This window comes from Streptomyces sp. NBC_01537 (assembly GCF_045040445.1).
Classification (GTDB): Bacteria; Actinomycetota; Actinomycetes; order Streptomycetales; family Streptomycetaceae; genus Actinacidiphila.
The window spans coordinates 5358604-5384086 of the sequence record NZ_CP109392.1 but is presented as its reverse complement, the minus strand read 5'-3'; the positions used below and the strand labels follow the sequence as shown (position 1 = coordinate 5384086).

Below are 25483 nucleotides of genomic sequence, written 5' to 3'. Positions count from 1 at the left end.
TACCCGGGGACCCCTCCTCTACGGTCTCGTCAATCATCTTGTCGACACCGGATAACCCGGACGACAGCAAATCGATCTTCGAATTGCCCTGCGCCTGTCGTGATTGCGGAGGAATTGTGAATCCGAGGTACGAATACCGAGCCCTGCTGGCGTGCGACATCGCGGGCTCCGCGGGCCGCGGCGAGCAGCGGCTGCAGGAGATCCGCAGAGTTCTGCGGTCCGCGCTGTCCGACGCCCTGGGCATGGCGGATCTGGACGCGCGGGACTTCGCGTACGCCGACACCGGCGACGGCTGCCAGCTCGTCGCCCCGGCGGCGTTGCCCAAGGCCAGACTTCTGTTCCCACTGCTGCCGGAGCTGGGTGCGCGGATCCGCGAGCACAACCAGCACGCGGGCCCGGACACCTGGCTGCGGGTGCGGGCCGCAGTGCACGCGGGGGAGATCCGGCTCGATCCGGAGGGCACCGTCTCCGGCGCCCCCTTCGAGGCGCTGGCCCGGCTGCTCGACTCGGCCCCGCTGCGGCACGCGACCCTGGCCGGTACCAGCGGCACCCCGCTGGCCGCGATCCTTTCGCAGCACTTCTACGAGGAGACGATCGGACACGGCTACGAGGGGCTCGAACCCGACGCCTTCACCGCGGCCGACGTCCGGGTCAAGGAATACGCCGCGCGGGCCTGGCTCTGGTACCCGGGCAGCCCCATCGGGCCGCGCGTCGATTCCGGCCGGGATTCCGACTCCGGCGAGCAGCCCGCAGAACCCGAACTGCGAACCGTGGAGCAGCTCGTCCAGGCCACGGGAAACGGCACGGTCTTCGCCGTCCACCGGGGCGACCAGTACATCCGCCACAACGACCGGGGTTGATACGCGCCGATGAACGAGGAACTCGCCGAGCTGGCCGTGAGCGGCGCCAGCGCTCTGGTCTCCGCAATGGGCACCGATCTCTGGCAGGAGGCGAAGAGGCTGATGAGCCGCGTCCTCGCACAGGCTCGCAGCAGCCGCCGCAACGAGCTGTCCGTCGCGCTGAACCGGCAGTCGACCGCCACGAGGGGAGCGGTCGACGCCAGGGCCGTGGGCTACTGGACCGAGGCTCTGTCTCAGCTGCTCGACCGGAACCCGGATCTCGCCCAGGACGTCATGGCCCTGGCTTCGCTGCGAACCCCAGAAAGGCCGGACATCGTGATCCAGGTCAATTCCGCCACCAATTCAGGTGAGGTATTCGCGGTGCAGCACGGCATTCAGCACTTTGCCTCCGGGCCGAAATCCCGCGATTCCGGGGAACGGCCGTGAGCCGGGACGACAGCCGGCGAGACGGCCTCATGGACGGACGGTTGCGGGCGATGCTGCTCGCGGCCGTCGTCATCGGGTCCTTCATCGAGGTCAGCACGTCGCATCGGCAGTACGGCCTGCTGGTGGACGTGTTCGCCCTCGCTGCAGTGGGTGTCGTCGGTGCGGCGGCTGTGCTGGGGTCCGAGTCCGCCGCGACGCTCGCCCGGCAGCGGGATCGACTCGAACAGGAACCCCAGCCCAGCACAACGGTTCCGATCTGCCGCTACGTCACCGGACCGGCGGCGCCGCAGCCCCAGCCCGCGAGGCCCCGGCCGTTCCTGCGCGAGCGGCCGACCGACCTGAGCGTTCCCCGCTTCGGCGACGGCGCCCGCGCCCAGGGCTACCCCTGGCTGCTGCCGGAGCGCACGGTACAGAACGGGATCGCTGCCGACGAAGCCACGGTCGGTGCCTTCACCATCCGCGCGGCCTCCGTCATCGGGCCCGGCCACCGCTGCGGCCAGCCCGCCGAGCCGCGGCAGGACTCCTACCGGATCGGGCGAAGCCGGGACAGCCGGTACGCGATCGTGGCCGTGGCCGACGGCCTGTCCAGCGCGGCTTGGTCCGACGCCGGGGCCACCACGGCCTCCAGCCAGGCCGTCACCCTGCTGCGCGAGCAGATCGAGACAGTGGGCTTCGGCGGGCTCGATGTCAAAGAGCTGTATGGGCGGATCGCGGAATCGATCGCCGTGCACGCGACCGGCCGCGGCGTCGGCACCTCGCACATGGCCACGGTGCTGATCACCGCGGTGCTCGCCGAGCCGGACACGAACGGCGTTGCGAAGGCCTGGATCGCGTGGCTCGGCGACAGTTCGGCCTGGACGCTCGACCCGCGTGTCCCGCTGTGGCGGTTCTCCGCCGGCGAGGCCAAGGACCGCGCGGCCGCGGTGGTCTCGAACGAGGTCGCCGGGCGACTGCCGGACACACCGCAACTGGCCAGGGACCACTACGTCACGCTGGCTCCCGGCGCCGCCCTCGCCCTGGTCACGGACGGGATCGGCGACGCGTGGGCGGACCCCGCGGGCAACGTCAACGAGTACTTCGCGAACGCCTGGCGCTCGCCGGTCCCGGCCACGCGGTTCACCGCCGACGTCGGCTTCGACGCACCGCAGTGCCTTGACGACCGCACCGCTGTCGTGGTGTGGAACGGTGGCCGGGCATGACAGAACCCCATCTCATCGACGGCGCAGACGACAGTGTCGGCGACGACGACGGCCCGGCGGCCGATCCGCGGGGCTGGGCGTTGCCACGGACCGTGAGCGTCAGCGATCTCGGACCACTGGCCGAGCCGATCTCCGAACACAACGGCCAGGCCATCGCCGTAAAGCCACTGACGAACCATCCGGGCTGGCTGGCCAAGCTCTACCGGCCGGACCAGCATCCGGAGGACGCCGACCGGCTCGACCTGCTGATCTCGGCCCCGGGCACGCTGCCGGAGGCGGATCGTGCGCTCCTGTACACCGGCACGTGCTGGCCCGCGGCCCGGATCCACGCGCCCGGCAACCCGGCCGTCGGGTGTGTGATCCCGATGGCGCCCGAGCAGTACCGTTCCGAGCTGCGGCGCGGCCAGTTCAGCGAGCGCCGCTTCGTGGAGATCGACTGGCTGGCGAAGTCCGACGAGTCGATCCGGGGCGTCGGACTGCCGCCCCCCGGCTTCGCGGGCAGGCTGGCCGCCTGTCGCCAGCTGACGGAGCTCGCCGCGATCTTGGAGAGCCTGGGCCTGGTCTACTCGGACTGGTCGTTCTCCAACGCCTTCTGGAGCCCGGATCAGCGCTCTGTCTACCTCATCGACGTCGACGGCTGTCAGCCGAAGAAGATGCCTGACATCCACCAGCCGAACTGGGCCGACCCGCTCACGCCGCCGGGCACCGACGCGGACGAGTACACCGACCGCTACCGGCTCGGACTGCTCGTCGCCAAATGTATGACGGGCCGGCGTGACGCGCACGCCTTCCACACCGTCGCCGCGTCCCACTGGCAGAACCAGCCCGCCGTCTCCGAAGTACTGCTCGACATGCTGCTCGCGGCCGACCGCGAGCGACGGCCCTCGGCCGCTCAGCTGAGTCAGGCGCTGAACAGCGGTCCCTATCTCAGGACCGTGCCACGTCCGACACGCACGGCGCTGCCCCCGTTGCCCCCGCTGCCCACGCAGCGCCCGATCCCTCAGTCCCCCGCCGGCGTCCATCAGCCCGTGAAGGAACCCGAGCCGACGGCCCCCGAACCGCCCGAGCCCGGCCCTCAGGTCGGCTGGATTCTCGTACTCGTCATAGGCGTGATCCTGCTGTTCGTCATCGCCGCCAACCACTAGCTCAGAGGTGCACCATGTCACTCTGCCTGCCCACCTACGTGGTGATCGACGCGTCCTCGTCGATGAAGGAGCACGAGGCAGTGCTCAACGCGACCCTCTCCCGTCTGCACTACAACCTGGCGACAAATCCCCGCGTCTCGGAGTTCGCCCGAGTCTGCGTGGTCGCCTTCTCCACCGATGTGCATGTGGTGATCCCGATGTCGGACATGGAGCAGGTGCCGGCCATGCCCGAGGTGATCTGCGGCGGGCGCACGGAATACGGCAAGACCTTCGACCGGGTGCGGGAGTGCATCGAACAGGATGTCAGCAATCTGAGGATGCAGAACTTCAGCGTGCTGCGACCGACGATCTTCTTCCTGACCGACGGCGGTCCGACCGACGCGCACTGGCAGGACTCCTTCCGCAAGCTCGCGGACAGGGACTGGCCGCGCCACCCTCACGTGATCGCCTACGGCTTCGGCGGCGCGAAGCGCGACGTGCTGGAACAGGTGGCGACCAAGGCCCTGTTCATCGCCGACGGTTCGGACACCGAGTCGGCGCTGAGCGCAGCGATCACTGGTCTGCTCAACACCCTGATCGCCTCGTCGAAGACCGGTCAGATGCAGATCGCCACCGACGTCAAAGGCTTCGAGTACGTCCAGGTCGCCCAGGAATACGTGGACTGATGATGGACGTCGACCCGCGTTCCACGGCGTCCCGGGCACTGCGCGCCTCCGTCGGACTGACCGCGCTGGCCGCAGCGCTGCTCGTCTGCGGCGCCGCGGTCGAGGTGACGGGCAATCTCCTCGTCCCCCCGGCGACGGCTGTGCAGCCGACCCACACCCGCTCCCGCGCCTCCGAGGCGCCGTCGCCAGACCGCCCGCCCCCGACCTCACCCGCCCACCTGCCCAGCCCCACGACCACGGCTACCGCTACCGCTACCGCTACCGGTAGTGCGTTGAACGGGCGGTAGAGGTCAAGGCCGCGTCCAGTGGTGACCTCGTCGAGCAGGCGCTCGGCAGCTGACGTTTGCGGAGCACGCACACTGCTCGGCGTTTCTGTCATGCAACCATCCAAATAGGAAATTTCGTCATCAATTACACGGGCTCGTACGGCAATTGGGAAGGCAAACGGGCCCACAGCAGCCCAGAGCGGGAGGCGCACGTGGGAATACTGCACGCGATCCGGATGCAGAAGCTCGTCGCAGATGCCAGGCACGCACACGCGCAAGGGGACGACACCTTCGCAGCGTCCATCGACATCGACCCCCGGGGCATGGCCCGGGTCAGGAACCCCATGAAGAAGATCCGCAAGGAGATCGATCTGGTCGTGCGATCCGTCGAAGCCGTCGGCTGGGAGTGCGTGGGCGTCGGCCAGTTCATGTACTCGATCAATATGGAGTTCGTCCGCGCGGGCTGAAAGGGCTTCCCGAAACCGGGTGTGAGGCTGGGGTTCCGTATGGGTGTGCTGTTCAGGTGACTGCGGCCCTGCCAGGGCGCGAGGGCAGGGCCGCCGATCAGCTTCTCCGATCCCCTCAGGCTCCCCGGCAGCCTCTGCCCGCACCAGCACAACAGGGAGCACGCCATGGAGGAGTTGAGAGAAGACCGCGACGACGGAACGGTCGCCAGGGTCGCGGCGATCGACATCGCCAAGGCATCCGGAATGGTCTGCCTGCGCGTCCCGCACGACACCCGCACCATTCAGTCCGGAGCGAAGAACACCGCGGGCCCGGCCGGCCGGGGCAACCCCTAGCTCAAATCAACGACCCGGACGCCTCCTGGCGCCATCTCGATCCCGCCCGCGGTTGCTCGATTTGGGACCTCTGTCGCCATTTCGTCACTGGTTGCATTTGTCGCAGCGCACGTCACTGGGCGGTTTGCCAGTTGTGAGCTGTTTGATCCAGTCGATCAAGCGGACGTCGTGGACCTTGAGGTCGTAGAAGCGATCGAACTCGCGATCTCCTTGGCGTGGATGACGGCCAGGAGGTTCGGTGGGTTCCCGGGCATCCATTTGGTCACCTCCACCGCGGCGGCGGGGTCGAAGGCGTAGTCGAAGCGGGACAGGAGGAGTTCAGGAGCATGATGGGCTGCTTGGACCCAGAACCGAGGGATGCTCCAGTTACGGGCGGTGAGCCCGTCGACCGCCCAGACGGGTACGGCGTCATAGGCACCCCACGCCTTGCCGAGGACCTTGGCGTTGAAGTCGGGATTGTCGGGCCAGGCGCCGGACTGCGCACCGAACACGGTGACCTTGGCGTGCGGGAGCCGGTCGGCGACCAGGCCGCCGTAGAGGGGAGCGGACTTCTGGTCGTACGGTCTCTCGCCGCCCTGGTCGTTCCAGTCGTAGAAGTCGTTCTCGCCCGGCTGGCCGGTGCTGGTGAAGGCGCACATCGCGGCGTCCCAGCAAACGCCTCCGCCGTTCAGGAACAGCACGACCCTGGTCGGATCGGCCTGCCGTTCCCAGAAGGAGAACCTGCCGCCGTTGGCACACTGGCAGTCGCCTCCCGGCACGATCCGTTTCGACGCATGCGTTCCGGTGTCAATGCCCGCCGACGGCGGCGCGGTGCGCTGTTCGCTGTCACCGCGGAAGGCGAACGCCGTACCCACGCCCGCCAGCAGCACCACAACGGCGATGGCGGCGAGTCGCCATCCGCGCGGAACCCGCCGCCGTTCCCGCTCGCGGCTCGCCCACAGGAACGCTACGAGCGCGGCCGCGAGGACGGCGGCCCAGCGGTGGTGCGACGCTGTCCAGTGCGGGTCGGTGGGCGTGAGGATCAGTGCCGCCGGGTGCGGCAGGAACCAGGCGCCGGCCGCGAGCAGCAGCACGGACGGCGCCGCGATGACGCCCGTGTTCCCGTCGGTGGTGCTCCGCTGCGCGATGGCGGCCAGGGCGAGGGCGGCGGCCAGCAGGGTCGCCGCCTCCAGCGTCAACGCCGCGACGGGCAGGTGTGCGGCGGCCGCGTGATGGCCGGTCGTCTTCGCGAGGCCGAGAGTGAGCGTCCACCACAGCGCGACGGCCGGCACGGCCAGGGCGACCCGAACCAGGTTGCGGGCCAGGCGCGGGGTCGGCACCGTGAGGATGCTGCGGGTGGCGGGGTCGTCGAGGAGGAACGCCGCGCCGAGCGCGACGCAGATCGCCGCGATGCGGGCCAGCGTGGTCAGGTGGGTAGTGGTCAGCCTCGCGGTCAGCGCCTCGGGTACCAGCAGGACGGCCGGTCCCAGGGCCGCGCCGACCGCCATCGGCCGCCACGTGGTGGCGTGCGCGGTGGACCGCAGCAGCGGATACAGGGTCCTGGAGTTCATCAGCAGGCCGTGCCCGTGGCCGGGGCGGGTACGCCGAGGATCCGCGCGGCCTGCACGGCGGTTGTCCCGGGCGCGGCCAGCGTGGCCCAGGACTGCTGGACGCGCGCGGTGACGTCGGCGCGCGGGCGGGCCAGCGCCTGCATTGCCACAGCGAGTTCGGGTGCCGGTACGTAGACGCGGGGGAACCGCTCGTTCTCGTCGAAGGAGACGCCGCCTCGTTCATCGCGCGCGTCCTCGGCGAGCAGGCGCAGGCCCGTGCGGACCTGTGTGCCGGCCTGCCCGGCGAGCCAGAGGACGAGCACGCCCGCGCCGCCGCAGACGGTGGCGCCGTCGCGTTCCTCGACGCTCTGGCGGCCGGTGACCAGCCGGTATGCGACCTGCGCGGCGAGGTAGGCGGTGACGCGGCTGTCACCCCAGCGGGTGCCGATGCCGATCGCCCCGGGGGTACCGGCGGCAGCGTCGTCCGCCCGCCACGCGGCGAGCAGCTGCTCCGGCCCGGTCCCGCGGTCGAAGGCCAGGATGACGATGCGTTGCCGGACGGTCAGCTGCGCGGACCGGGCCGTGGCGGGTACCTGGGCCACGACAGCCTGTACGACCGTGTTCCACGCGGGGACCCAGCGGCTGAATCCCGCGAGGGCGCAGTAGGTGACGTGTCCGAGCTCCTGGCAGGCCTCGTGCTGGGACGGGTGGTTCATGACCGCGGTCCGGGCTGCGGCGACGGCGCGGCCCGGCGGGGACAGCTGTGCCGTGCCGCCCGCCACCGTGCAGGCCAACGCGATCACTCCGGCCACGGCCACCCGGACGCCACGGGCGCCGGCGCGCAGCACAGCGGCGGCTGCCAGCAGCCCGGCCAGGCCGAGGAGGTACCCGAGGTGGGCCGCGGCCGGGCGGGCCATCAGGGATACCGGCGTGGGCATCTCGAGGGCCGGCTCACCCTGCGGCACCAGCCACCACAGGGCCTTTCCGCCGTTGGAGAGCGGCACGGGTACGACGAGGCCGGCGAGCAGGACGAGCAGCGCCAGGGGTGCGATTACCGCCGACCGGGTGAGCCGCCCCAGCAGTACGCCGAGCGCCCCGAGCAGCAGGACGGTGGCCGGCCCCATCGCGAGCTCGTACGGGTTCGGGTGGCCCGCGGCCGGGGCGCAGACCGCGAGGACCGCCATGCGGGCGAGAATCAGGACGGCGCCGACCACGGCAAGCGGGAACAGGGCGAGCAGGTGGGCGAGGGTGCGCGCGTGGTCCGGGAGGATGAGCACCTGGCTCAGGCTCGTGGTGCCGTCGCGGTGCGCCCGCAGCACGGCGAGATTGCCGACGACCAGCGCGGCGCCGCCGAGCAGCATCATCATGCCTATCGCGCTGTCGCGGTCGAGGTCCTGCAGCACGGGGTAGCGGGTGGTTTCGATCGCGAACCAGGCGGACGCCCAGCTGCCGGCCAGGAAGAGGGTCGCGGCGACCGTCACCGGGTGCCGGAGCATCCGTACCATCTCCACCCGGGCCAGGGCCAGGACAGCCCGGCGCGGCGCCGCGGCGTCGATCGCCGGCGTGCCGGGTGCTTCGGCCAGCACCGCGGTCATGCCGCACGCCCCGCCGGGCTCGCGGCGTCGATCAGCATGAGGTACCCGTCCTCGATGCTCGGATCGGCCAGCCGGGCGTCGGGGGGCGGGTCGCCGATGTTGTGGTAGTCACCGTTGCCGGTGCGCCACGCGGCGAGCGCGCCGTCCGCGCGGGCCGGGCTGGTCCACACCCGGCCGCGCGCCAGGCCGGCCAGCGCCACCGGCTCGCCCTCGAACCGGATCCGGCCCTGGTTCAGGACGATGACGCGCTGGCATACGGTGGCCACGTCCTCGGTCTGGTGGGTGGACAGCAGTACGGTACGGCCCTCGCCGATGTGCGCGATGAGCTCACGGAACCGCAGCCGCTGCTCGGGATCCAGGCCGACGGTGGGCTCGTCGAGGATCACCAGTGCCGGGTCGTCGAGCAGCGCCGCGGCCAGCCCGACGCGCTGGCGCATACCCCCGGACAAGGCTTTCATCTTCTTGCCGCGCTGGTCGTCCAGTCCGACCGCGTGCAGCACCCGGCGTACTTCGTCGTGCCGGCCATCCACGATCTCCTTGAGGATCGCGCTGTAGTCGACGAACTCGAACGCGGTGAAGTGCTGGTGGCAGCCGGGGCTCTGCGGCAGGTACCCGAGGCGACGCCGGATCGCCAGCCGCCCGGCGGCGCCACGGGGGTCCGCGCCGAGGATGCGCAACTGCCCGCCGTCGGCCGGGATCGCGGTGGCCAGGATGCGCAGCAGCGTGGTCTTGCCCGCGCCGTTCGGCCCGAGCAGCCCGGTGACCCCGTCGTGCAGCGCGAACGACACATCTTCCAGGGCTGTCGTGCGCCCGAACCGCAGTGACAATCCCTCGGCCTGTACCGTCGTCACATCGTCCTCCTCATGCTCGGGTCGGCGACGCGACCCAGGTGGTGGGTGGTGTCGAAGGCGGCGCGGACCTTCCACAGGGCCATCGCCGCCGCGGCGGCACCGGCCGTGAGCCCGGCCTGGCCGGGCGCGGTGAACAGGACCGATTCGCCGGTGGTGTGTTGCACGGTGGCCCCCAGCAGCGCCAGCCAGCCGAACCCCACGGCGAGGGGCGCCGTGACCGGGCCGAACCGTGGCGTCAGGGCCAGGCTCAGCAAGGTCAGCGCCAGCGACGGGGCGAGCCAGCCGAGCACGACCGCGCCGTGCTCCGGCACCGCGATGCTGGCCACGCCGGTCAGCGCCGTGGTCGCGGACAGCACCGCCGCGCAGCGCAGCAACAGCAGCCGGAAGGTGTGCAGGGGCGCGACGACGGCCAGTTCGTAACTGGGGTCCACGCGTGGGCCGAACGAGATCGCCACGCCGATCAGCGGGAGCAGCGGGGCGATCGCGAGCAGCGGGATCGGTACCGTCATCGACCGGGCCAGGTGCGCGGCGCCCGTGGTGACCGCGAGGGTGAAGCCCACCGCGGCGAGCCACGACCTGCGCAGCCCCGGCGTGCAGGCCAGCAGCCGTGCGGTGTGCGCCGCCACGCCCAGCCGCGCCAGGAGCACCTCGACCGGGCCGGGCCGGGGGGCGTCCAGTTCGGCGTCCAGCCGCGTCCAGCCGGCGCGGACCGCAACCGGGTCGACGCGGCTGGACAGCCGTTGGCGGCAGCGCGCACAGGTCCCGAGGTGCGCCTCGGTCGACCACAGCAACGGCGGCCGCGCCGCGCCCTCGGCGTATGCCCGCAAGTCGTCGTCCGCGACGTGCCAGTCACCGGCACTCATCGCCCACCTCCCAGGGTCGTCATGTCAGGTCCCCGCGTAGTTGCCGCCGCGCCCGCATTGCCCGGGTCTTGACGGTGCCCGCCGGGATCCCCAGCAGAGCTGCAGCTTCGTGCGTGGTCAGCCCGTCGAGCACCGTGGCCTGCATGACCGCGCGCAGTTCCGGGGACAGGCGGGCCAGCGCCCCAGCCAGGTCGCCGTACTCCACGCCCAGCAGCAGCTCCTCCTCCGCCGAGGGCGCGGTAGTCCAGCGACGGCCGGCCAGTAGCCGCAGCAGCCTGTCCCGGGCGCGCTGCCCGCGGATCGCGTCGACCAGCCGCCGGAAGCCGATCTGCCACAGCCAGCCGGCGACGTCACCGCCCTCCCTGTACCGGGCAGAACCGCGCCATACCGCCAGGAACGTCTCCTGCACCGCATCGTCCACCAGGGCAGCGTCCGGGCACCGGTACCGCAGCCGGACCGCCAGCCACGGCCCGTAGCGCCGGTACAGCGCCTCGAACGCGGCGCGGTCGCCGGCCGTGGTCGCGGCCAGCAACTCCGCGTCGCTCTGCTCAGGTGAGGCGCTCACACCCCATCATCGGATCGAGCCCGCCCGACGGTTCACGCTTCGGTACACAGGATGCCGGCCAGGAGATGGCGGGCCCCGAGCCGGGCCGGCAGCGGGCGAGAGGCGCTGCGCCGATATTCGGGATCCGGGAACGAAAGAGGCACGAGGTGTCTTCAAAGCGGGTCACGTTGCTGGGCGACGGATGTGTCTTCTGCGCGGTCGCGCAAGGCCAGGCTGAGGCAAGCATCATCTTTGAGGACGAATGGGTCATCGCGTTCATGGACCTCCAACCCGTGACCCCGGGGCACCTGCTCGTCATTCCGAAGTCACACGCGGAAGGGCTGGAGGATTTGCAGGACGACATCGGCGTGCAGGTGTGGAGGATGGCGCACCGACTCGGACGCGAACTGCGGCTATCGGGCCTGCGATGCGAGGGAGTCAATCTCTTCCTGGCAGATGGCAAGGCGGCCTTCCAGGAAGTTTGTCACGTCCACCTGCATGGCTTCCCCGCTTCCAGGGGGCTCCGTTCCGCATCGAGGCGGACTGGCGGGTGCACGAGCGTCGTCCGCTTGACGAGACAGCAGGTGCGCTCCGCAGAGGAATCACTGCCCTGGATTCCCTTCCGCACTGATCTGCTCACGAGCACCGGACCGAGCAAATGTGGTACCTGACCGCCGACCACCAACGCCATCGTCTACTGGTCCAGGTAGTGCCACGGCCTCGGGTGGCCGCGCTGCGTCACGACGACCACGAAGAGGTCCTGTCCATATCTGGCCCACCCACCTCGAGAACGTGCACTTCTGGGGCACCCATTCACCGGCTCGACGCCGGCGGACCGCCGACGCGTCGCTGTGTGTCGGCCGCACCGTGGGGGTGACGGACCGGTTCAGGCGGACGGAGAGTCGGCCATGACGCGTCCGAGCGTGCGCCGGCCCATCCGGCTCATGACGGGGTTGCTGTGCTCGTAGTACCAGACCAGCCCCATGGCCTGCACGAACGCCCACGCCTTGCCGCGTTCCCACTCCAGATCGTCGCAGCCGAGTTCCTCCCGGAGTACCTGGCGTGGCCCCCGCTCCAGCAGATGCCAGGCGCTCACAAGATCAAGGGCGCGGTCGGCCACCCCCAGTCCTCCCACGTCGAGAACCCCGGCCAGCCGCGAGCCGGCGACCAGGACGTTGCCGGGAATGAGATCACCATGGTTCATCGTGTCCGCGTACTCGCCTCGCGGCAGCTGCCGCATCACGATCCACAGACGCCGCAGCCGCGGGACATCCAGCAGCATTCCACTGCGCTCCAAACACGTCTGCATCCACGGGTCGTGAGCTTGCAGCTCTCCCCCGCGCCCCTGCCCCCCGAACGTCCGGCCTCGCGTGTCGATGGCCCGCACGTCGTTGATGAACTCGGCGAGATCGTGCGCGAATCCGACCGACCGGCCTGGGTAACGGTCGGTCGCCACAGCACCGGGTACCCAGGTCTGCACCGACCACGGGAGCGGGTAACCGGCGCCGGGCTCCCCGAGGGCGACCGGTTCGGGCGTAGGGAACCGCGTACGTCCGAACAGCTCACGTGCCGCCTCCGCTTCGCACTCCAGCCACTGCCGCGCCGCCGCGGCTTCCTGACGCTGAAGGGGGAACCGAGCCGTCAACCGGTCACCGATACGGAAGATGGCGTTGACCGTTCCCTCCGAAGCGACACGTTCGACAGGCAGACCCCGCCACCGGGGGAACTGAGCGTCCACCAGCGCGCGCACCGTCTCGAACGGCACACTGACCTCGTCGTCATGCATCGGCACAGGTGCAGCGTGGTACCTCCCGATCACTTCGGCAACCCAATTCTGCCTTCGGTGATGCACCCACATCGGGGGTGCCCGCTCATGGTGTAGCGGATCAAGGCTGGTGAGCGCGCGGTTAGGCATGTGCTCACGGACGGGACCATCGCCAGGACCCGAGCCGGCCGCGAGATCCATCTGGAGGCCTGGTACAGCACCGGCAGGGACAGCAGCTTGGGCTACCGAAGTCCCGTCGAATGTGAGGCCCGCACTCGCCGCTTGAACACCACATCGAGTGGTGTCCGTCGAAGGAAACTCAGGCGTCAAGGCACGTGGTCCCGCCCTCGAAAAACGTCAATCGGACGATTTTGTGATCCGATCAGATGCTTTGCGGGGATTTACCGGGCCCCAGATGGGCCCCAAATAACCCTCGTTAGCCACTGGACTAGACCACTCATTGAAGCGTACACACTAAAAGCCCAGGTCAGAGGTCATCTAATCTGGAAAAATGGAGCCGCCTTCGGGATTCGAACCCGAGACCTACGCATTACGAGCTCGCCAGAACGTTCCCCTAGGCCGGGACTCCATGGTCATTCACGGGGTTTCCCTTTCCTTCCGGCCCCAGGTTGGCCCCAGGAAAGTCCCGCCGACGGACCCACGGGACCCGAGCCGGACGGGTGCCGCCAGGTCAGCGTCGGGCGGGAAAGTGTCTCCAGCGCATCGACCAAGCGACGCAAAGAAGCCTTACCCCGCCGGGACAGGACCTCCCTGCCGCCTGGTGGGCCGCTGTGCGGCAGCCTGCCACAGGGCGCGCTGGCGTTATGTGCGTACTTCGATGCCAGGTGGCCCATCCCCACACCTGCGGAAATGATCCCTCCACTGTGCACTCGGACGGGGAGAGTGCCGCACACACCCCTCTCCGGCTCGGCGTGGACCAGGACCTCGCAGGAGTCCCGGTCGATCAGCAAGTAGACCGAAATCCCGGTCTCCGCGTAAGCCCGCGGCTTCTGCTCCCGATCCCGCTTGTCAGCGTCGGCGTGAGGGGCCCCACACGTACTCAGGCGTACGGGAGCAGCGTTGCTGTGTCCAGGTCGAAGTCGACCGGTTGGGGGATGTGGAGGGTTTCGCCGAAGTCCACGTCCTCGCGGCGGTGGTATCACGGCCTGCGCCTCGGCGTGATGCCTGACAGGTTCATCGGGTCTTGGCGTCTCTCCGCACGGCACAGGACAGGGGGCCAAGGGCCTTGTCACCTGCCCGATGAGCCTCTCCCACCCGGGTCGACCGCCAAACGCGACAGGAGAAACGTGATGATCTCGTCGCGAGCACGGATGGTGGGGTGTCCTTCCTCGTTGACCAGGTGGGCGGTCACCACGCTGTGTGGCGTACCGACGATGTCCCTGAAGAACGGGGGCGGCGCGGTTTTCGCGGCGGCACCACTCACGACCCGGCCGTCGAAGCGCTCGCCCAGCAGGGCGGCGTAGGCGGCGAAACGCTGACCGGTGCACCAACGATCGCTGTCGAACCGATAGCCCAAGGCCCTGAGATCATCGCGCTCGAAACGCTCCCTGATCGCCGCCGCGTCCGCCGGCGAGAGCTCCAGCCCAGCCGGGTCGTCGAGGGGGAGCGAAGGATGGTTGACGACCGGAGCGATCACGGCGGGCTCGAGCGTCATCGTGAGCGCGAAGTTTCCGGTGAAGCACATCCCGACCACGCCGACACCCGGACCACCGCACTCGTCGTGCGCCCGCCGTGCCAGGGCACGGAGCCAGTTGACGACAGGGCTGGTGCCGCCGCCCGCGAAGGCCCGGAACTCCTTGCTCACGCAAGCTCGCTTCACCACCGATGTGCCGAGATCGACCGTTGGAAACGCGCCATCGGTGCCGAACAGAGACGGCATGTAGACCGTGAAACCGGCGTCGCGCACCCAACGGGCGAAGCGTGCCACGTCGGGACTGATGCCCGGCATCTCTGGCATCACGATCACCGCGGAACCGGCTCCGGCGACATGGACGGCCTTGCTCACGCCGCTGAACGCCATCTCGCGACGGAGGAAGTCGGTCAGCGGATCATCGCTGTCCGCCTCGCATCTGGTCACGGTCTGCTCCTCCCGACGGGATATCGGGGCCATTCTGGCCGGGCGGACCCTTCCGGACCGAGGGGCGTGATCGCCATACTCCAGGGTGATCCCGCCACACCGGGTTTCGGGAAGGAGATGCCTCATGGGCTCGTCCAGTCCACTTCGGGTAGGTGTGCTCGCCTACCCGGGCTGCTTCGCGTCAGAGGTGTTCGGCGTCGTCGATCTGCTGACGATGGGCAGCCACGTCGCCCGGGCATGTGGGGGCGGCGCGGTTGCGCCGTTCGAGGTCGTCGTGGTCTCGCCCAGACGCCGCGTCATCGCGTCGGGCGGGGTCGCCCTCGGGGTGGTCGCGTTGCGCGGCGTCGACGTCCTCGTGGTGCCAGGCTTCGAACCGGTCCCGGGGGAGGACCTGGCCCTCGGGATGAATGCCCTGAGGCCAGAAATCGAAGCGATCCGTGCGCACGCCGACCGCGGAATCGCCGTGGTGTCGATATGCGTCGGTGCGTTCCTGCTTGGCGAGGCCGGTCTCCTCGCAGGGCGGCGGGCCACGACCGCCTGGTTGTTCGCGGATCAACTCGCCCGGAGATATCCCGGTGCCGCCGTGGTGTCACGGGAGTTGGTCGTAAGCGACTCCGGCGTCACCACGACGGCAGCCTTCAGCGCGATGTACGACTTCGTGCTGAACCTCATTGAGCGTCATTGCGGACGCACGGTAGCGCGCCGGACGGCTCGGATCGCCCTGATCGACGACGCGCGCATGTCTCAGGTCCCCTATGTGGACGACGAGCTCCTGCCCGCCTCGGGCAACGGCCTTTCCGCCCAGGTGCAGCGCTTCCTCGACCAACGCCTAAAGGATCGGTACAACCTCCCCGCGCTGGCCGAGCACTTTCACATCAGCACGCGGACCCTGCTGCGACGCTATAAGCAGGAGACGGGCGAGTCGCCCCTCGTCCACCTGCAGCGGGCCCGGATGCGCAGGGCCCAGCACCTTCTGGAGAGCACGGACCGCACCACCCGTGAGATCCACATCGAGGTCGGCTACCGCGACCACGGCACATTCGCCGGGCTCTTCACCCGACACTTCGGAGTCCGCCCCACCGACTACCGGGCCAACTTCCGCCGTAAACGGGCCTCTCCGTGATCGCCCAGGCACGAATCGCGATGTGGAGGTACCGGCGGCCGCCGTAGCCGGTGTACCGGCAGATCAGGCCCGCGTTGGCGAGCCGCTGGAGGTCGTCCTCGACGTGGACCGAGGTGTGCTCGGCCCTCAGGGGCCGGAGCAGCCCCGTGATGAGCGCGGCGTTATCAAGGTGGCGGCCGTGGTCGTCGGCCTGGGTGAGGAGACCGAAGGACACCCGCATCACCCGTGACATCTGCCAGGCCGTCCTGGCCAACCTCGCCCGTGGGTTACACCCTTCGTGGTCGTCTGTTGAGAGCACCCTCGGTGCATCACCGTGGGTGACGAGGAAGCTGGCCTTGCTGCCCTGGTCCGGTGCACGCCGATGTCCGCGAGAAGGAAAGGGTGTTTCTCAGCCGAGGCGGTACCCGCCGACGGCGCTGACCGTCTGCGGGTCGCGGTGGTCGAAGACGAGGCTGGCTCCGGTGTCCATCGCGGCGATGCGGTCCATCTCGTCGCCGGTCAGCTCGAAGTCGAAGACCGCGATGTTCTCGGCCATGCGCTCCGGTCGCGAGGACTTGGGGATCACCACGACACCGCGCTGGGTCAGCCAGCGCAGTACCACCTGGGCGACGGACTTGCCGTGCGCTTCGCCGATGGCGGTCAGCGTCGGGTCGCTGAAGATGTTGTTGCGGCCTTCGGCCAGCGGGCCCCACGACTCGATCTGCACGCCGCGCTCGGCCATGAGGGCCTGGTCGTCGGCGCGCTGGAAGTACGGGTGGGTCTCGATCTGGTTGACCGCCGGGACGATCTCGTTGTGGTCGATCAGGTCGACGAGGCGGTCGGCGTAGAAGTTCGACACGCCGATCGCCTTGATCAGGCCCTGACGGTGCAGGTCCTGCATGGCGCGCCAGGAGCTGTAGTAGTCGCCGAAGGGCTGGTGGATCAGGTACAGGTCCAGGTAGTCCAGCCCGAGCAGGCGCAGGGACGTGTCGAAGGCCGTCTTGGCGCCCTCTTCGCCCTTTTCGTTGACCCACATCTTGGTGGTGATGAACAGCTCGTCGCGGGCGATGCCGCTGGCCTTGACGGCCTTGCCGACGGCCTCTTCGTTGCCGTAGGCGGCGGCGGTGTCGAGGTGGCGGTAGCCGGCGGCGAGGGCGTCGGTGACGACCCGCTCGGTCTCCTCGGCGGGGACCTGGAAGACGCCGAAGCCGAGGATCGGCATCTGGACACCGTTGTTCAGCGTGACATCGGGGATCTTGGACATGGTGAACCTTTCGGGGTGGTGCTGAACGGTGCGAGGGTGCGCACCGGCACGTGGGGGAACGGCGGTTCGTCGCCCGTGCTCAGCCGGTGGCCGGCGACGGGCTGGATGGTTTTGGGGAATGTGGGCCAGGTGCTACTGGCCGCGATCGCTCGGTTCTTCCTGAGCGGGCTCGACGGGGTCCGGCGCGGCAGCCCAGCTGGCGAGCAGATCGAGGGCCTGGCGGCTGGGTGATCCGGGTTCTGCGGTGCAGACGATCAGCACGAGACCGGCGTCGGCAGGCAGATCCAGGGCTTCGTAGGAGAGCTCGAGGTCACCGACGACCGGGTGGTGCAACCGCTTGACTCCCGTGCGGTGCAGCCGGACGTCTTGTGACGCCCACCGGGTGCGGAACTCCTCGCTGCGGGTGCACAGCTCCCCGATCAGATCGGTGAGCGCCTTGTCGTAGGGGTTCTTGCCGGCCATGAGGCGCAGCCCGGCGACGCTGTCGCGGCCGGTGGCCTCCCAGTCGAGGTAGTAACCGGCCGCGCGGGGGTTCAGGAAGCGGAACCGTGCGGCGTTGACCGGCCGGGCGGGGTCCTCGTACAGCGGAGACAGGAGGGCTTTGCCCAGCGCGTTGGTGGCCATGACGTCCCCGAGGCCGTTGGTGACATAGGCAGGGGACAGCTGGCTGTCCAGGATCGCCTGGATGGCCGGACGTACCCGCTGCACCGCCGGGCGCCGGCGTACCGCCGTGCCGTTGTTGGCCGCACGCGCCAAATCGAACAGGTGTGCCCGCTCGGCCTCGTCCAGCAGCAGCGCCCGGGCCACGGCGTCCAGGACGCTCTCGGAGGCTCCGCGCACGTTGCCGCGCTCCAGCTGGGTGTAGTACTCCACGGACACCCCTGCCAGGTCGGCCACCTCGCTGCGTCGCAGACCGGGTACACGGCGGGTGCCGCCGTGGTCGACGAGGCCCACCTGCTCGGGGGTGACCTTGCCGCGGCGGGAGATCAGAAAGTCCCGTACCTCGCTGCGGTTGTTCATGCCATTCACGCTACGAGCCCCACCGCGAACGTGGGAGATGCTGCCAGTACCCCCCTCAGCGGCATCCTGCACGGCGGCGTCCGCTGCACCACCGCACGATCATGCCGGGCCGCAGGTCCTCGCGCGCACCTGACCGCGGGTCCGGCCGACCTGGTCCGGGGGTGATCTGTGCCCGTCGGGTGGCCAGGAAGCACCGCGCCCCAGGCGGCCCATACCTCGGCGGCAGGCGTGTCGCTTGCCCGGTTGGGGGTGCTGGCAGCATCTCCCACCGCCACCGTCGGCTGCCTAGCCTCGATGATGAAGCAGCCGGTGTCCGCCGGCTGCGCCGACGATGAGGAGCGCGTCATGCAGTACACCCGTCTGGGCACCTCCGGACTGAAGATCAGCCGCATCGCACTCGGATGCATGAGCTTCGGCGACACCTCGCAAATGCCGTGGGCTCTGGACGACGACGGCGCCGAACCGATCTTCCGCCAGGCCATCGAGTCCGGGATCACCTTCTGGGACACCGCCAACATCTATGCCTACGGCACCTCCGAGGAGATCGTGGGCCGCGCGATCAAGAAGTACACGAAGCGCGACGACGTCGTCCTGGCCACCAAGCTGTTCAACCCCATGCACGACGGACCCGGTGGGTCGGGCCTGTCGCGCAAGGCCGTGATGGAGCAGATCGACGCCTCCCTGACCCGGCTGGGCACCGACTACGTCGACCTCTACCAGATCCACCGCTTCGACCCGCAGACCCCGGTCGAGGAGACCATGGAAGCTCTGCACGACCTCGTCAAGGCCGGCAAGGTCCGCTACCTCGGCGCCTCCTCGATGTGGGCCTGGCAGTTCGCCACCATGCAGCACGCGGCCCAGGGCCACGGCTGGACGCCCTTCGTGTCCATGCAGGACCAGTACAGCCTGCTGGCACGGGAGGAGGAGCGCGAGATGTTCGGCCTGCTCGCCCACTCCGGCGTCGGCTCCATCCCCTGGAGTCCCCTGGCCGGCGGCCGTGTCACCCGCCCCTGGGGCCAGGACAGCACCGCACGGGCCAAGGCCGCCCCCGACACCGACTACGCCGGCCGCCCCCTGTTCGTCGACACCGACGAAGCCATCGTCGACGCCGTCCAGAAGATCGCCGATGCGCACGGTGTCCCGATGGCCCAGGTCGCACTGGCGTGGGTACTGAAGAACCCCGTCGTGTCCGCGCCCATCGTCGGCGCCACCAAGACCCACCACCTCACCGACGCCGTCGCCGCCCTCGACCTCACGCTCACCGAAGACGAGATCGCCGCACTGGAAGACCCCTACACCCCGCGCCTGCCCACCTACTTCTGATCGGCTGGGGGCGTCTGAAAAGCCTGTGAGCGGGCTGGTCTTGCGAGGCGGCACAGGAGGAGCCGGGAGGAGCCAGGAGGAGCATGGCCATGGAGGGGTGGATGGCATTCTCCGAGCAGACGCGCAGGTATTCGTAGTCCTTTGAGAGGCGTCGGCACCGTCCCAGCCGCGCAGTTGGGGCGGCCGTGCGGTGAGGTGCTCGCCCTGGGACGAGTCCTGTTCCGCGCGGCCGACCCAACTGCGCGGCTGCACGGCTTCCGCCGTCTGCGCATCCGATGGGAACGACGAGCCGACATCCACGAAGCGTTGCTCAAACTCGCCTGCTGCCTCGTCAACCCCGCCAACCATCACCGTCACCCATCTGCCCTCGCCTGGCTGCTGGCCCAGGGCGACGGCGTTGTCCCTATCCCCGGCACCCGCAGCGCGACCCACGTCGAGGAGAGCGTCTGGGGCCAACGTGGAACTCACGCCGGCCTATCTCCAGCGCATCGTCGAGGTCCTGCCCCACGGTTCCGCAGGCGGTCGCTACACCGCCACGTACATGCCCACCGACTGGTAACGCCAGGTCCCGGGCACTCCCAGCGTGCGGGTGGAATCCACGCGCGTCTTTACGGGGCGACGGTTTCGGGGGAAGTCTGGGCAAGGCGGCGTTCGCCGACGGCAGTTGGTCCGCCCATGGCGGGTCCGCGCCTGGTACCGAGCAGGTCAGGGAGGGCGTCCAGTTGGGCACTGGGATCCGGGGCGGTGAAGGCGTCGGCGACGCATTCACCGAGGACGGTGATGTGCTGATGGTTCAGGTGAAGCATCGGGTGTTATCCCTTGGCTGCGGAGCTGGCCACGCCCTGGGCGAAGCAGCGTTGGAAGAGGGCGAAGCAATCAGTACGGGCAGGGCCAGGAGTAGTACGCCGAAGGCGAGGATCTGGCCTCGGTCCGAGGGCAACTGGCTAGGGTCTATGGATGCCGTATCAGCGGGCTGGGTGACGCAGCCAGGCCGCGGTGCCGCCGGGGAGCATACGTCCGTCGAGTGCGTCGCTGGCCGCGAGTACCTCGCCCCATTCGCCGGGGAGCGGCAGGGGTTCCGTGCCGAAGGCGACGACGCAGGTCACGTCGGAGCGGCGGAAGGCGAGCACGTTGGGGTGTTCGGGTACGTCGAGCCAGGTGACGGTGTCGGCTGTGCCCGGGAACGCGGTGCGGCGTACCCGCAGGGCGTGCCGGTACATGGACAGCGTGGACGCGGCGTCGGCGGCCTGCTCGGCGGCCGCGTACTTCGCGAACCAGGTCGGCTGCGGAAGCCAGGGGGCCGCGGTGGGTTCGTCGGTGCCGGAGAAGCCGAAGTCGCCGGGTCGGGTGGTCCAGGGCAGGGGGACGCGGCTGCCGTCACGGCCGGGGTCGTTGTGGTCGGAGCGGAACCAGGTGGGGTCCTGGCGTGCGTCGTCGGGGAGATCCAGTACCTCGGGCAGGCCCAGCTCCTCGCCCTGGTAGAGGTATTGCGTGCCGGGCAGGGCGAGCAGGAGCAGCGCGGCGGCGCGGGCCCGGCGCTCGCCGAGGGCGGTGTCGACCTCGCCGCGGGGGCGCATGAGGCGGGTCTGCAGGTCGATGGACTCGTGGGGTTCCTCGGGGTGCACGATGCCGTAGCGGGTGGTGGCCCGGTGCACGTCGTGGTTGGAAAGGGTCCAGGTGATGGCCGCTCCGGTCGAGCCGATCTCGGTGAAGGCCCGGTCGATGGAGGCGCGGAAGCCGGCGGCGTCCCACGGCTGCATGAGCAGGTCGAAGAAGAACGCCTGCTGCAGTTCGTCGGGGCGCAGATAGGCGGCCAGGTCGGTGACTTCGGGAACCCATATCTCGCCCACGAGGGTCAGTTCGCGATCGGGGGCGTAGGACGCGGCGATCCGGTGCCAGCGGCGGTGCACCTCGTGGACCTCGGGCTGGTTCCAGGCGTGGCCGTTGTAGTAGTGGTCGCTCGTCCAGTCGGGGAGGTCGGCGTGCTTGTACAGGCCGTGGGCGACGTCGATGCGGAAGCCGTCGACGCCCCGGTCGAACCAGAAGCGCAGGACGTCGTCGAACATGTTCTGCACCTGCGGATTGCGCCAGTCGAAGTCCGGCTGCTCGGTGTCGAAGAGATGCAGGTACCACTCGCCGGGTGTGCCGTCGGGTTCGGTGACCCGGGTCCAGGCGGGGCCGCCGAAAACGGATGGCCAGTTGTTGGGGGGCAGTTCGCCGTCCGGGCCGCGCCCGGGGCGGAAGATGAACCGCCCTCGTTCCGGTGAACCGGGCGCGGCGGTGAGTGCGGCCCGGAACCAGGGGTGGGCGCTGGAGCAGTGGTTGGGCACGAGGTCCATCAGCACCCGCAGGCCCCGGCTGTGGGCGTCGGCGATCAGCGCGTCCATGGCGGCGAGGTCGCCGTAGGCGGGTTCGATGTCGGTGTAGTCGGCCACGTCGTAGCCGTGGTCGGCCTGCGGGGAGGGGTAGCAGGGGTTGAGCCACAGGCCGTCCACGCCGAGGTCTGCCAGGTAATCCAACCGGGAGCGCAGACCTGCGAGATCGCCGATGCCGTCGCCGTTGGCGTCGGCGAAGGACCGCAGGTAGACCTGATAGATGACGGCGTCCCGCCACCAGGGCGTGCCGTCGGGCGAGGCGGCGAAGGCGGAACGGGAGGCCAGAGGCATGGTGTTGCTTCCTGTCGGTGTCGGTGGGGTGGGTGTACGGCTCCTTGTGCGGCTGGGAACCGGCGTTCAGCCTTTGACGCCTCCGGCGAGCTGGCCACGGATGAGGTGGCGCTGGAAGATCAGGAAGAGGATCGCGACCGGGATGGTGGAGAGCAGGGCCGCGCCGAGTGTGACCGGGAACTGGTTTCCCTGTCCGAGTGAGCCGCTGAACTTCGCCAGGCCGGTGGTGAGGGTGTTGAATTTCGGGTCCGATGTCGCGACGAGGAAGAAGCTGAACTCGTTCCACGAGCCCTGGAAGGACAGGATCGTGAGGGTGATGAGTCCGGGCTTGACCAGTGGCAGGACCACTTCCCAGTAGGTGCGGAACACCCCGGCGCCGTCGATGCGGGCGGCTTCCTCGATGGACAGGGGTACCTGGAGGAAGAAGCCGCGCATCAGGAGGATGCCCATGGCGTCCACGGCGATGGGCAGGATCATGCCGGCGTAGGAGTTGTAGAGGTCCAGCTCCTGGAGGACGAGGAACCGGGGGATCAGCAGGACCACGGGGGGCACCGCGAGGACGGACAGGACAAGCCCGAGAGCCAGGCGTCGGCCGGGGAACCGCAGTCGGGCCAGGGCGTAGCCGGCGAGGCTGTCGAGGAAGACCCGCAGCAGGGTGATGCTGGTGGAGACGATGATGCTGTTCATCAGCCAGGTGCCGAACGGAACCGGCTGCTCGTCGGAGTAGCCGAAGATCCGTTTCCAGGAGGCCATCGTCGCCGGGTTCGGTATCAGCGAGAGAGGATGGCTCGTCGCGTCCGGACTGGTTTTGAATGCGGTCGCGATCTGGATCGCGAACGGGCCGAGAAACAGCAGGGCGAATCCGATCAGCGCCGTGTATCCGAGGAGCCGCCGGCCCGTTGAGTGGGTTCGCAGACGCGTCATGAGGTGATGTCCTCCTTGACGAGGCGGCGCTGCGCTGTGCTGAAGACCATGATCAATCCGAAGAGCAGGAAGGCGATCGCCGCGCCGACGCCGAAGTTGTTGTTCTGGAAGCTCTGGTCGAAGGACATGAAGGCAGGGGTCCGCGTGGCGGGGTTGTTGCCTGTGAGGTAGATCTGGTCGAAGACCTGCCAGGTGCCGATCAGCCCCAGGGTGAGGACCAGCAGGAGTGTGGGTCGCAGCATCGGGAGGGTGACGTAGCGGAAGCGTTCCCAGCCGCCGGCGCCGTCGATTTCGGCAGCCTCGTCCACTTCCTCGCTGATGTTCTGGAGGGCGGCCAGGAACATCAGCATGAAGGTGCCCGAGGTGGTCCAGATGACAAGGATCATGATCACGCTCATGGCGATCGACGGTCCGCTGAGCCAGTCCCAGACCGACTGGGACATGATCGTGTGCTTGGCCCACCCGGGTGGTCCGTCGACGCCGAGTCCGCCCAGCCAGACATGGAACAGGCCCCGCTTGTCGGCGAGCCAGTTGGGTCCCTGGACGCCGAAGAGGTTCAGCAGGCCGTTCACCGCGCCGCCGCCCTGGAAGAGGAAGAGGAAGACCAGGGTGATCGCGATGCTTGAGGTGATCGAGGGGAAGTAGAACGCGGTGCGGAAGAAGCTCTTTCCCTTCAGGTACTTGTTGTTGACCAGTACGGCCAGCCACAGCGCCAGCGCGGTCTGCGCCGGGACGACGAAGACGACGAACCAGAAGTTGTTGCGCAGCGCGCCGGCGAAGGTCTGCCGGACCAGGGTGTCATTGGTGAGCAACTGCTTGTAGTTGTGGAGGCCGACGAACCCGGCGTCGCCGGTCAGCGGGTTGGACAGCCCGTCCCAGTTGGTGAAGCTGACGTAGAGGGCGAGCAGGATCGGGACGACCAGGAAGATCACCAGGATGAGCAGCGCGGGTGAGACGAACAGCCAGCCCGCGATGGCCTGGCGGCGGTTCTCGCCGGAGCGGTGGCGTTCGGCCGGCCGCCGGCGCCGGGCGGTGGAGCCGGTGGTGCGGGTCGTCGTGCCGGTTGCGCTCATCTCGTGTCTTTCTGGTCGGCGGGAGGGGCGGCCGGGCGGGCCGGTGCGCCGGGTGGGCCGCCCGGCGGCCGCGGACCGTCAGGTGTCCGCGGGCGCCGGGCGGGGCTTGGGCCTAGCCGGCGCTCTGCAGGGCGGCGGTGGCGTTCTTCTGGAGGGAGCTGAGCATGGACTTGGGGTCGGAGGAGCCGTCGGACAGTCCGGCGATCTTGGAGTCGAAGTCCTTCTGCACGGCGTCGAAGCCGGTGAAGCCGACGGGGCCGAAGGCGTTGTCGGCGCCGGTGACGAATGCCTGCTGGTCGGGGTAGAGGCTGACGAACTGGCTCTTGGCCGCCTGGCGGGAGGGCATGACGCCGAAGGCCTTGGAGAAGGCGACCTGCTGGTCGACGGAGGTCAGGTAGTCCACGAAGTCCACCGTGGCGGTCTGATGGGTGCCCTGCGCGGCGACGCCCCAGCACTGGGTGAAGGACAGTGTCGCGTTGCCCTTCGGCCCGGCCGGGAGCGGGACGACCTTGTACTTCACGTTGGGGAAGTCGTTCTTGAGCGCGCCGACGATCCAGTTGCCCTCAATGGTCATGGCCGCGCTGCCCTTGCCGAACGCCTCGCCGCCCCAGCCCGCGGAGACCTGGGCCGGGAACTTCAGTACGCCCTCCTTGCTCAGCTTCTGGACGTACTTGAGCGCGGTGAGGTTGGCCGCCGAGTCGGCGGTGATCTTCGACCCGTCAGCGGAGGTCACCGAGCCGCCCGCCTGGTGCATGAAGGCGCCGACGCGGTCGAGCGTGTCACCCATGACCAGCCCGGTCACCTTGGATGTGGTCAGCTTCTTCGCGACGGTTTCGAGCTGGGCCCAGGTGGTGGGGATGTCCGCGTCGGTCAGTCCGGCCTTGGACCACAGCGTGGTGTTGATCTCCAGAGCCAGGGTGGAGAAGTCCTTGGGGACGCAGTAGTACTTGCCGTCCTTGGTGAAGGTCTTCTGCAGCGAGGGGTACACGTCGGAGGAGTCGGTGACCTTCTCCCCGACGTCGGCCAGCGACTTGGACAGGCCCTGGAACTTCGCGGCGTCGACGTAGAAGAGGTCGGGCGGGGTGCCGCCGGCCAGTGCCTGGGTGAGTTCCTGGGTGATGTCCTTGGCCGGTGTCACCACGACCTTGTTGCCGGTCTTCTTCCCCCAGGCCTTGCCCGCGGCGGTGAGGGCGTTGGTCTCGGCGTCTCCGGAGGAGGCGATCAGGACCTTGATGGTGACGCCGGTCTTCTTGCCGTCGTCGGAGGCCTTGCCGCCGTTGAGGCCGCTTCCGCAGGCGCTCAGGGACAGCAGCGTCGCTCCGGCACAGGCCAGGGCGAGGGTGGTTCTGGAGCGAAGTCTCATGGGAGTGTCCTTCAGGGGTGATGGGTTCAGGTTTTGGGGCATGTTTCGGGGCGCGTTGAGCCGCACGCCGGGCGGGAAGGGGGTTTTTCTCGCGGCGTGTGCGGGACCTCTGCGGCCAGGGCGGCGAGGAAGAGGTCACCCA

General features: G+C 69.2%; 25 protein-coding genes and 2 pseudogenes. 12 read left to right on the top strand and 15 right to left on the bottom strand.

What is annotated here, in order from left to right; genetic code table 11:
• The first annotated feature begins 116 nt into the window (after positions 1-116).
• From OG607_RS24855 to OG607_RS24820, 8 genes are all read left to right on the top strand, one after another.
• Complete coding sequence (locus tag OG607_RS24855) at positions 117-860, top strand: hypothetical protein (RefSeq protein WP_405727486.1); 744 nt, start codon at positions 117-119, stop codon at positions 858-860.
• 9 nt (positions 861-869) lie between these two features.
• Positions 870-1286 (top strand): hypothetical protein, encoded by a 417-nt coding sequence (locus OG607_RS24850; RefSeq protein WP_405727483.1) that lies wholly within the window; start codon positions 870-872, stop codon positions 1284-1286.
• Entirely contained in the window at positions 1283-2485 is a 1203-nt protein-coding gene (locus tag OG607_RS24845; RefSeq protein ID WP_405727480.1) for a protein phosphatase 2C domain-containing protein, read from the top strand. The genes OG607_RS24850 and OG607_RS24845 overlap by 4 nt, the downstream gene beginning before the upstream one ends.
• Positions 2482-3630 carry a hypothetical protein gene (locus tag OG607_RS24840; RefSeq protein ID WP_405727477.1) on the top strand — a complete coding sequence of 383 codons (1149 nt, stop codon included), beginning with the start codon at positions 2482-2484 and terminating at the stop codon, positions 3628-3630. The genes OG607_RS24845 and OG607_RS24840 overlap by 4 nt, the downstream gene beginning before the upstream one ends.
• Before the next feature lie 14 nt (positions 3631-3644).
• Complete coding sequence (locus tag OG607_RS24835) at positions 3645-4295, top strand: vWA domain-containing protein (RefSeq protein WP_405727474.1); 651 nt, start codon at positions 3645-3647, stop codon at positions 4293-4295.
• A complete protein-coding gene (locus tag OG607_RS24830; protein WP_405727471.1) occupies positions 4295-4582 on the top strand; it encodes a hypothetical protein in 288 nt (95 codons plus the stop codon). The genes OG607_RS24835 and OG607_RS24830 overlap by 1 nt, the downstream gene beginning before the upstream one ends.
• A gap of 191 nt (positions 4583-4773) precedes the next feature.
• Complete coding sequence (locus OG607_RS24825; protein WP_405727468.1) at positions 4774-5028, top strand: hypothetical protein; 255 nt, start codon at positions 4774-4776, stop codon at positions 5026-5028.
• Between the two features lie 165 nt (positions 5029-5193).
• Positions 5194-5361 carry a hypothetical protein gene (locus OG607_RS24820; protein WP_405727466.1) on the top strand — a complete coding sequence of 56 codons (168 nt, stop codon included), beginning with the start codon at positions 5194-5196 and terminating at the stop codon, positions 5359-5361.
• Positions 5362-5516: 155 nt separating this feature from the next.
• Here the strand turns inward: OG607_RS24820 and OG607_RS24815 are convergent, their stop codons facing one another.
• The 5 genes from OG607_RS24815 to OG607_RS24795 are packed head-to-tail and all read right to left on the bottom strand — an operon-like array spanning position 5517 to position 10764.
• Positions 5517-6911 (bottom strand): hypothetical protein, encoded by a 1395-nt coding sequence (locus OG607_RS24815; RefSeq protein WP_405727463.1) that lies wholly within the window; start codon positions 6909-6911, stop codon positions 5517-5519.
• Positions 6911-8485, bottom strand: coding sequence for a hypothetical protein (locus tag OG607_RS24810; protein WP_405727460.1), 1575 nt, complete (start codon positions 8483-8485; stop codon positions 6911-6913). The genes OG607_RS24815 and OG607_RS24810 overlap by 1 nt, the downstream gene beginning before the upstream one ends.
• Positions 8482-9336, bottom strand: a complete 855-nt coding sequence (locus OG607_RS24805) for an ABC transporter ATP-binding protein (protein WP_405727457.1) — start codon at positions 9334-9336, stop codon at positions 8482-8484. Before OG607_RS24805 ends, OG607_RS24810 begins: the two co-directional genes overlap by 4 nt.
• On the bottom strand, positions 9333-10199 hold the full coding sequence (locus OG607_RS24800) for a zf-HC2 domain-containing protein (protein WP_405727454.1): 867 nt from the start codon (positions 10197-10199) through the stop codon (positions 9333-9335). Before OG607_RS24800 ends, OG607_RS24805 begins: the two co-directional genes overlap by 4 nt.
• Positions 10200-10218: 19 nt before the next feature.
• Positions 10219-10764: an RNA polymerase sigma factor gene (locus tag OG607_RS24795; RefSeq protein ID WP_405727451.1), complete on the bottom strand. Its 546-nt coding sequence runs from the start codon at positions 10762-10764 to the stop codon at positions 10219-10221.
• Positions 10765-10910: 146 nt separating this feature from the next.
• Here OG607_RS24795 and OG607_RS24790 point away from each other — a divergent pair, with 146 nt between their 5' ends.
• The gene (locus tag OG607_RS24790) at positions 10911-11414 is read left to right on the top strand and encodes an HIT family protein (protein ID WP_405727448.1); all 504 of its coding nucleotides are present in this window, start codon (positions 10911-10913) and stop codon (positions 11412-11414) included.
• 215 nt (positions 11415-11629) lie between these two features.
• On the opposite strand, the gene OG607_RS24785 is transcribed toward OG607_RS24790, so the two are convergent.
• Together OG607_RS24785 and OG607_RS24780 are read right to left on the bottom strand one after the other, a co-directional pair.
• The gene (locus OG607_RS24785; protein WP_405737022.1) at positions 11630-12529 is read right to left on the bottom strand and encodes an aminoglycoside phosphotransferase family protein; all 900 of its coding nucleotides are present in this window, start codon (positions 12527-12529) and stop codon (positions 11630-11632) included.
• 1228 nt (positions 12530-13757) lie between these two features.
• Positions 13758-14606: a dienelactone hydrolase family protein gene (locus OG607_RS24780; RefSeq protein WP_405727445.1), complete on the bottom strand. Its 849-nt coding sequence runs from the start codon at positions 14604-14606 to the stop codon at positions 13758-13760.
• A 154-nt stretch (positions 14607-14760) separates the two neighbouring features.
• Between OG607_RS24780 and OG607_RS24775 the strand changes: the two genes are divergently transcribed.
• Positions 14761-15729 carry a GlxA family transcriptional regulator gene (locus OG607_RS24775; RefSeq protein ID WP_405727442.1) on the top strand — a complete coding sequence of 323 codons (969 nt, stop codon included), beginning with the start codon at positions 14761-14763 and terminating at the stop codon, positions 15727-15729.
• Between the two features lie 19 nt (positions 15730-15748).
• Here the strand turns inward: OG607_RS24775 and OG607_RS24770 are convergent.
• The 3 genes and pseudogenes from OG607_RS24770 to OG607_RS24760 form a co-directional block, all read right to left on the bottom strand.
• Positions 15749-15961: pseudogene (locus OG607_RS24770) on the bottom strand (hypothetical protein); the annotation flags it as partial.
• A 156-nt stretch (positions 15962-16117) separates the two neighbouring features.
• Positions 16118-16963, bottom strand: coding sequence for an aldo/keto reductase (locus OG607_RS24765; RefSeq protein ID WP_405737019.1), 846 nt, complete (start codon positions 16961-16963; stop codon positions 16118-16120).
• Positions 16964-17104: 141 nt separating this feature from the next.
• The gene (locus OG607_RS24760; protein WP_405727439.1) at positions 17105-17992 is read right to left on the bottom strand and encodes a helix-turn-helix domain-containing protein; all 888 of its coding nucleotides are present in this window, start codon (positions 17990-17992) and stop codon (positions 17105-17107) included.
• Positions 17993-18337: 345 nt separating this feature from the next.
• Here OG607_RS24760 and OG607_RS24755 point away from each other — a divergent pair, with 345 nt between their 5' ends.
• Entirely contained in the window at positions 18338-19315 is a 978-nt protein-coding gene (locus OG607_RS24755) for an aldo/keto reductase (protein WP_405727436.1), read from the top strand.
• 240 nt (positions 19316-19555) lie between these two features.
• Positions 19556-19648, top strand: a pseudogene (locus OG607_RS24750) (IS5/IS1182 family transposase); the annotation flags it as partial.
• Positions 19649-19923: 275 nt separating this feature from the next.
• On the opposite strand, the gene OG607_RS24745 reads toward OG607_RS24750, so the two are convergent.
• The 5 genes from OG607_RS24745 to OG607_RS24725 form a co-directional block, all read right to left on the bottom strand.
• Complete coding sequence (locus OG607_RS24745; RefSeq protein ID WP_405737507.1) at positions 19924-20121, bottom strand: hypothetical protein; 198 nt, start codon at positions 20119-20121, stop codon at positions 19924-19926.
• 159 nt (positions 20122-20280) lie between these two features.
• Entirely contained in the window at positions 20281-21981 is a 1701-nt protein-coding gene (locus OG607_RS24740) for an alpha-amylase family glycosyl hydrolase (RefSeq protein WP_405727433.1), read from the bottom strand.
• 66 nt (positions 21982-22047) lie between these two features.
• Entirely contained in the window at positions 22048-22905 is an 858-nt protein-coding gene (locus tag OG607_RS24735; RefSeq protein WP_405727429.1) for a carbohydrate ABC transporter permease, read from the bottom strand.
• The gene (locus OG607_RS24730; protein ID WP_405727426.1) at positions 22902-23978 is read right to left on the bottom strand and encodes a carbohydrate ABC transporter permease; all 1077 of its coding nucleotides are present in this window, start codon (positions 23976-23978) and stop codon (positions 22902-22904) included. The genes OG607_RS24735 and OG607_RS24730 overlap by 4 nt, the downstream gene beginning before the upstream one ends.
• A gap of 112 nt (positions 23979-24090) precedes the next feature.
• A complete protein-coding gene (locus tag OG607_RS24725) occupies positions 24091-25341 on the bottom strand; it encodes an extracellular solute-binding protein (protein WP_405727423.1) in 1251 nt (416 codons plus the stop codon).
• Positions 25342-25483 lie beyond the last annotated feature (142 nt).

What these genes read in the sequence shown, in the direction of transcription:
- OG607_RS24850 (WP_405727483.1), top strand. Translation starts at nt 870, where the DNA reads ATGAACGAGGAACTCGCCGAGCTGGCCGTGAGCGGCGCCAGCGCTCTG.
- OG607_RS24840 (WP_405727477.1), top strand. Translation starts at nt 2,482, where the DNA reads ATGACAGAACCCCATCTCATCGACGGCGCAGACGACAGTGTCGGCGAC.
- OG607_RS24835 (WP_405727474.1), top strand. Translation starts at nt 3,645, where the DNA reads ATGTCACTCTGCCTGCCCACCTACGTGGTGATCGACGCGTCCTCGTCG.
- OG607_RS24830 (WP_405727471.1), top strand. Translation starts at nt 4,295, where the DNA reads ATGATGGACGTCGACCCGCGTTCCACGGCGTCCCGGGCACTGCGCGCC.
- OG607_RS24820 (WP_405727466.1), top strand. Translation starts at nt 5,194, where the DNA reads ATGGAGGAGTTGAGAGAAGACCGCGACGACGGAACGGTCGCCAGGGTC.
- OG607_RS24815 (WP_405727463.1), bottom strand. Translation starts at nt 6,911, where the DNA reads ATGAACTCCAGGACCCTGTATCCGCTGCTGCGGTCCACCGCGCACGCC.
- OG607_RS24810 (WP_405727460.1), bottom strand. Translation starts at nt 8,485, where the DNA reads ATGACCGCGGTGCTGGCCGAAGCACCCGGCACGCCGGCGATCGACGCC.
- OG607_RS24800 (WP_405727454.1), bottom strand. Translation starts at nt 10,199, where the DNA reads ATGAGTGCCGGTGACTGGCACGTCGCGGACGACGACTTGCGGGCATAC.
- OG607_RS24785 (WP_405737022.1), bottom strand. Translation starts at nt 12,529, where the DNA reads ATGCATGACGACGAGGTCAGTGTGCCGTTCGAGACGGTGCGCGCGCTG.
- OG607_RS24760 (WP_405727439.1), bottom strand. Translation starts at nt 17,992, where the DNA reads ATGAACAACCGCAGCGAGGTACGGGACTTTCTGATCTCCCGCCGCGGC.
- OG607_RS24755 (WP_405727436.1), top strand. Translation starts at nt 18,338, where the DNA reads ATGCAGTACACCCGTCTGGGCACCTCCGGACTGAAGATCAGCCGCATC.
- OG607_RS24745 (WP_405737507.1), bottom strand. Translation starts at nt 20,121, where the DNA reads ATGCTTCACCTGAACCATCAGCACATCACCGTCCTCGGTGAATGCGTC.
- OG607_RS24740 (WP_405727433.1), bottom strand. Translation starts at nt 21,981, where the DNA reads ATGCCTCTGGCCTCCCGTTCCGCCTTCGCCGCCTCGCCCGACGGCACG.
- OG607_RS24735 (WP_405727429.1), bottom strand. Translation starts at nt 22,905, where the DNA reads ATGACGCGTCTGCGAACCCACTCAACGGGCCGGCGGCTCCTCGGATAC.
- OG607_RS24730 (WP_405727426.1), bottom strand. Translation starts at nt 23,978, where the DNA reads ATGAGCGCAACCGGCACGACGACCCGCACCACCGGCTCCACCGCCCGG.
- OG607_RS24725 (WP_405727423.1), bottom strand. Translation starts at nt 25,341, where the DNA reads ATGAGACTTCGCTCCAGAACCACCCTCGCCCTGGCCTGTGCCGGAGCG.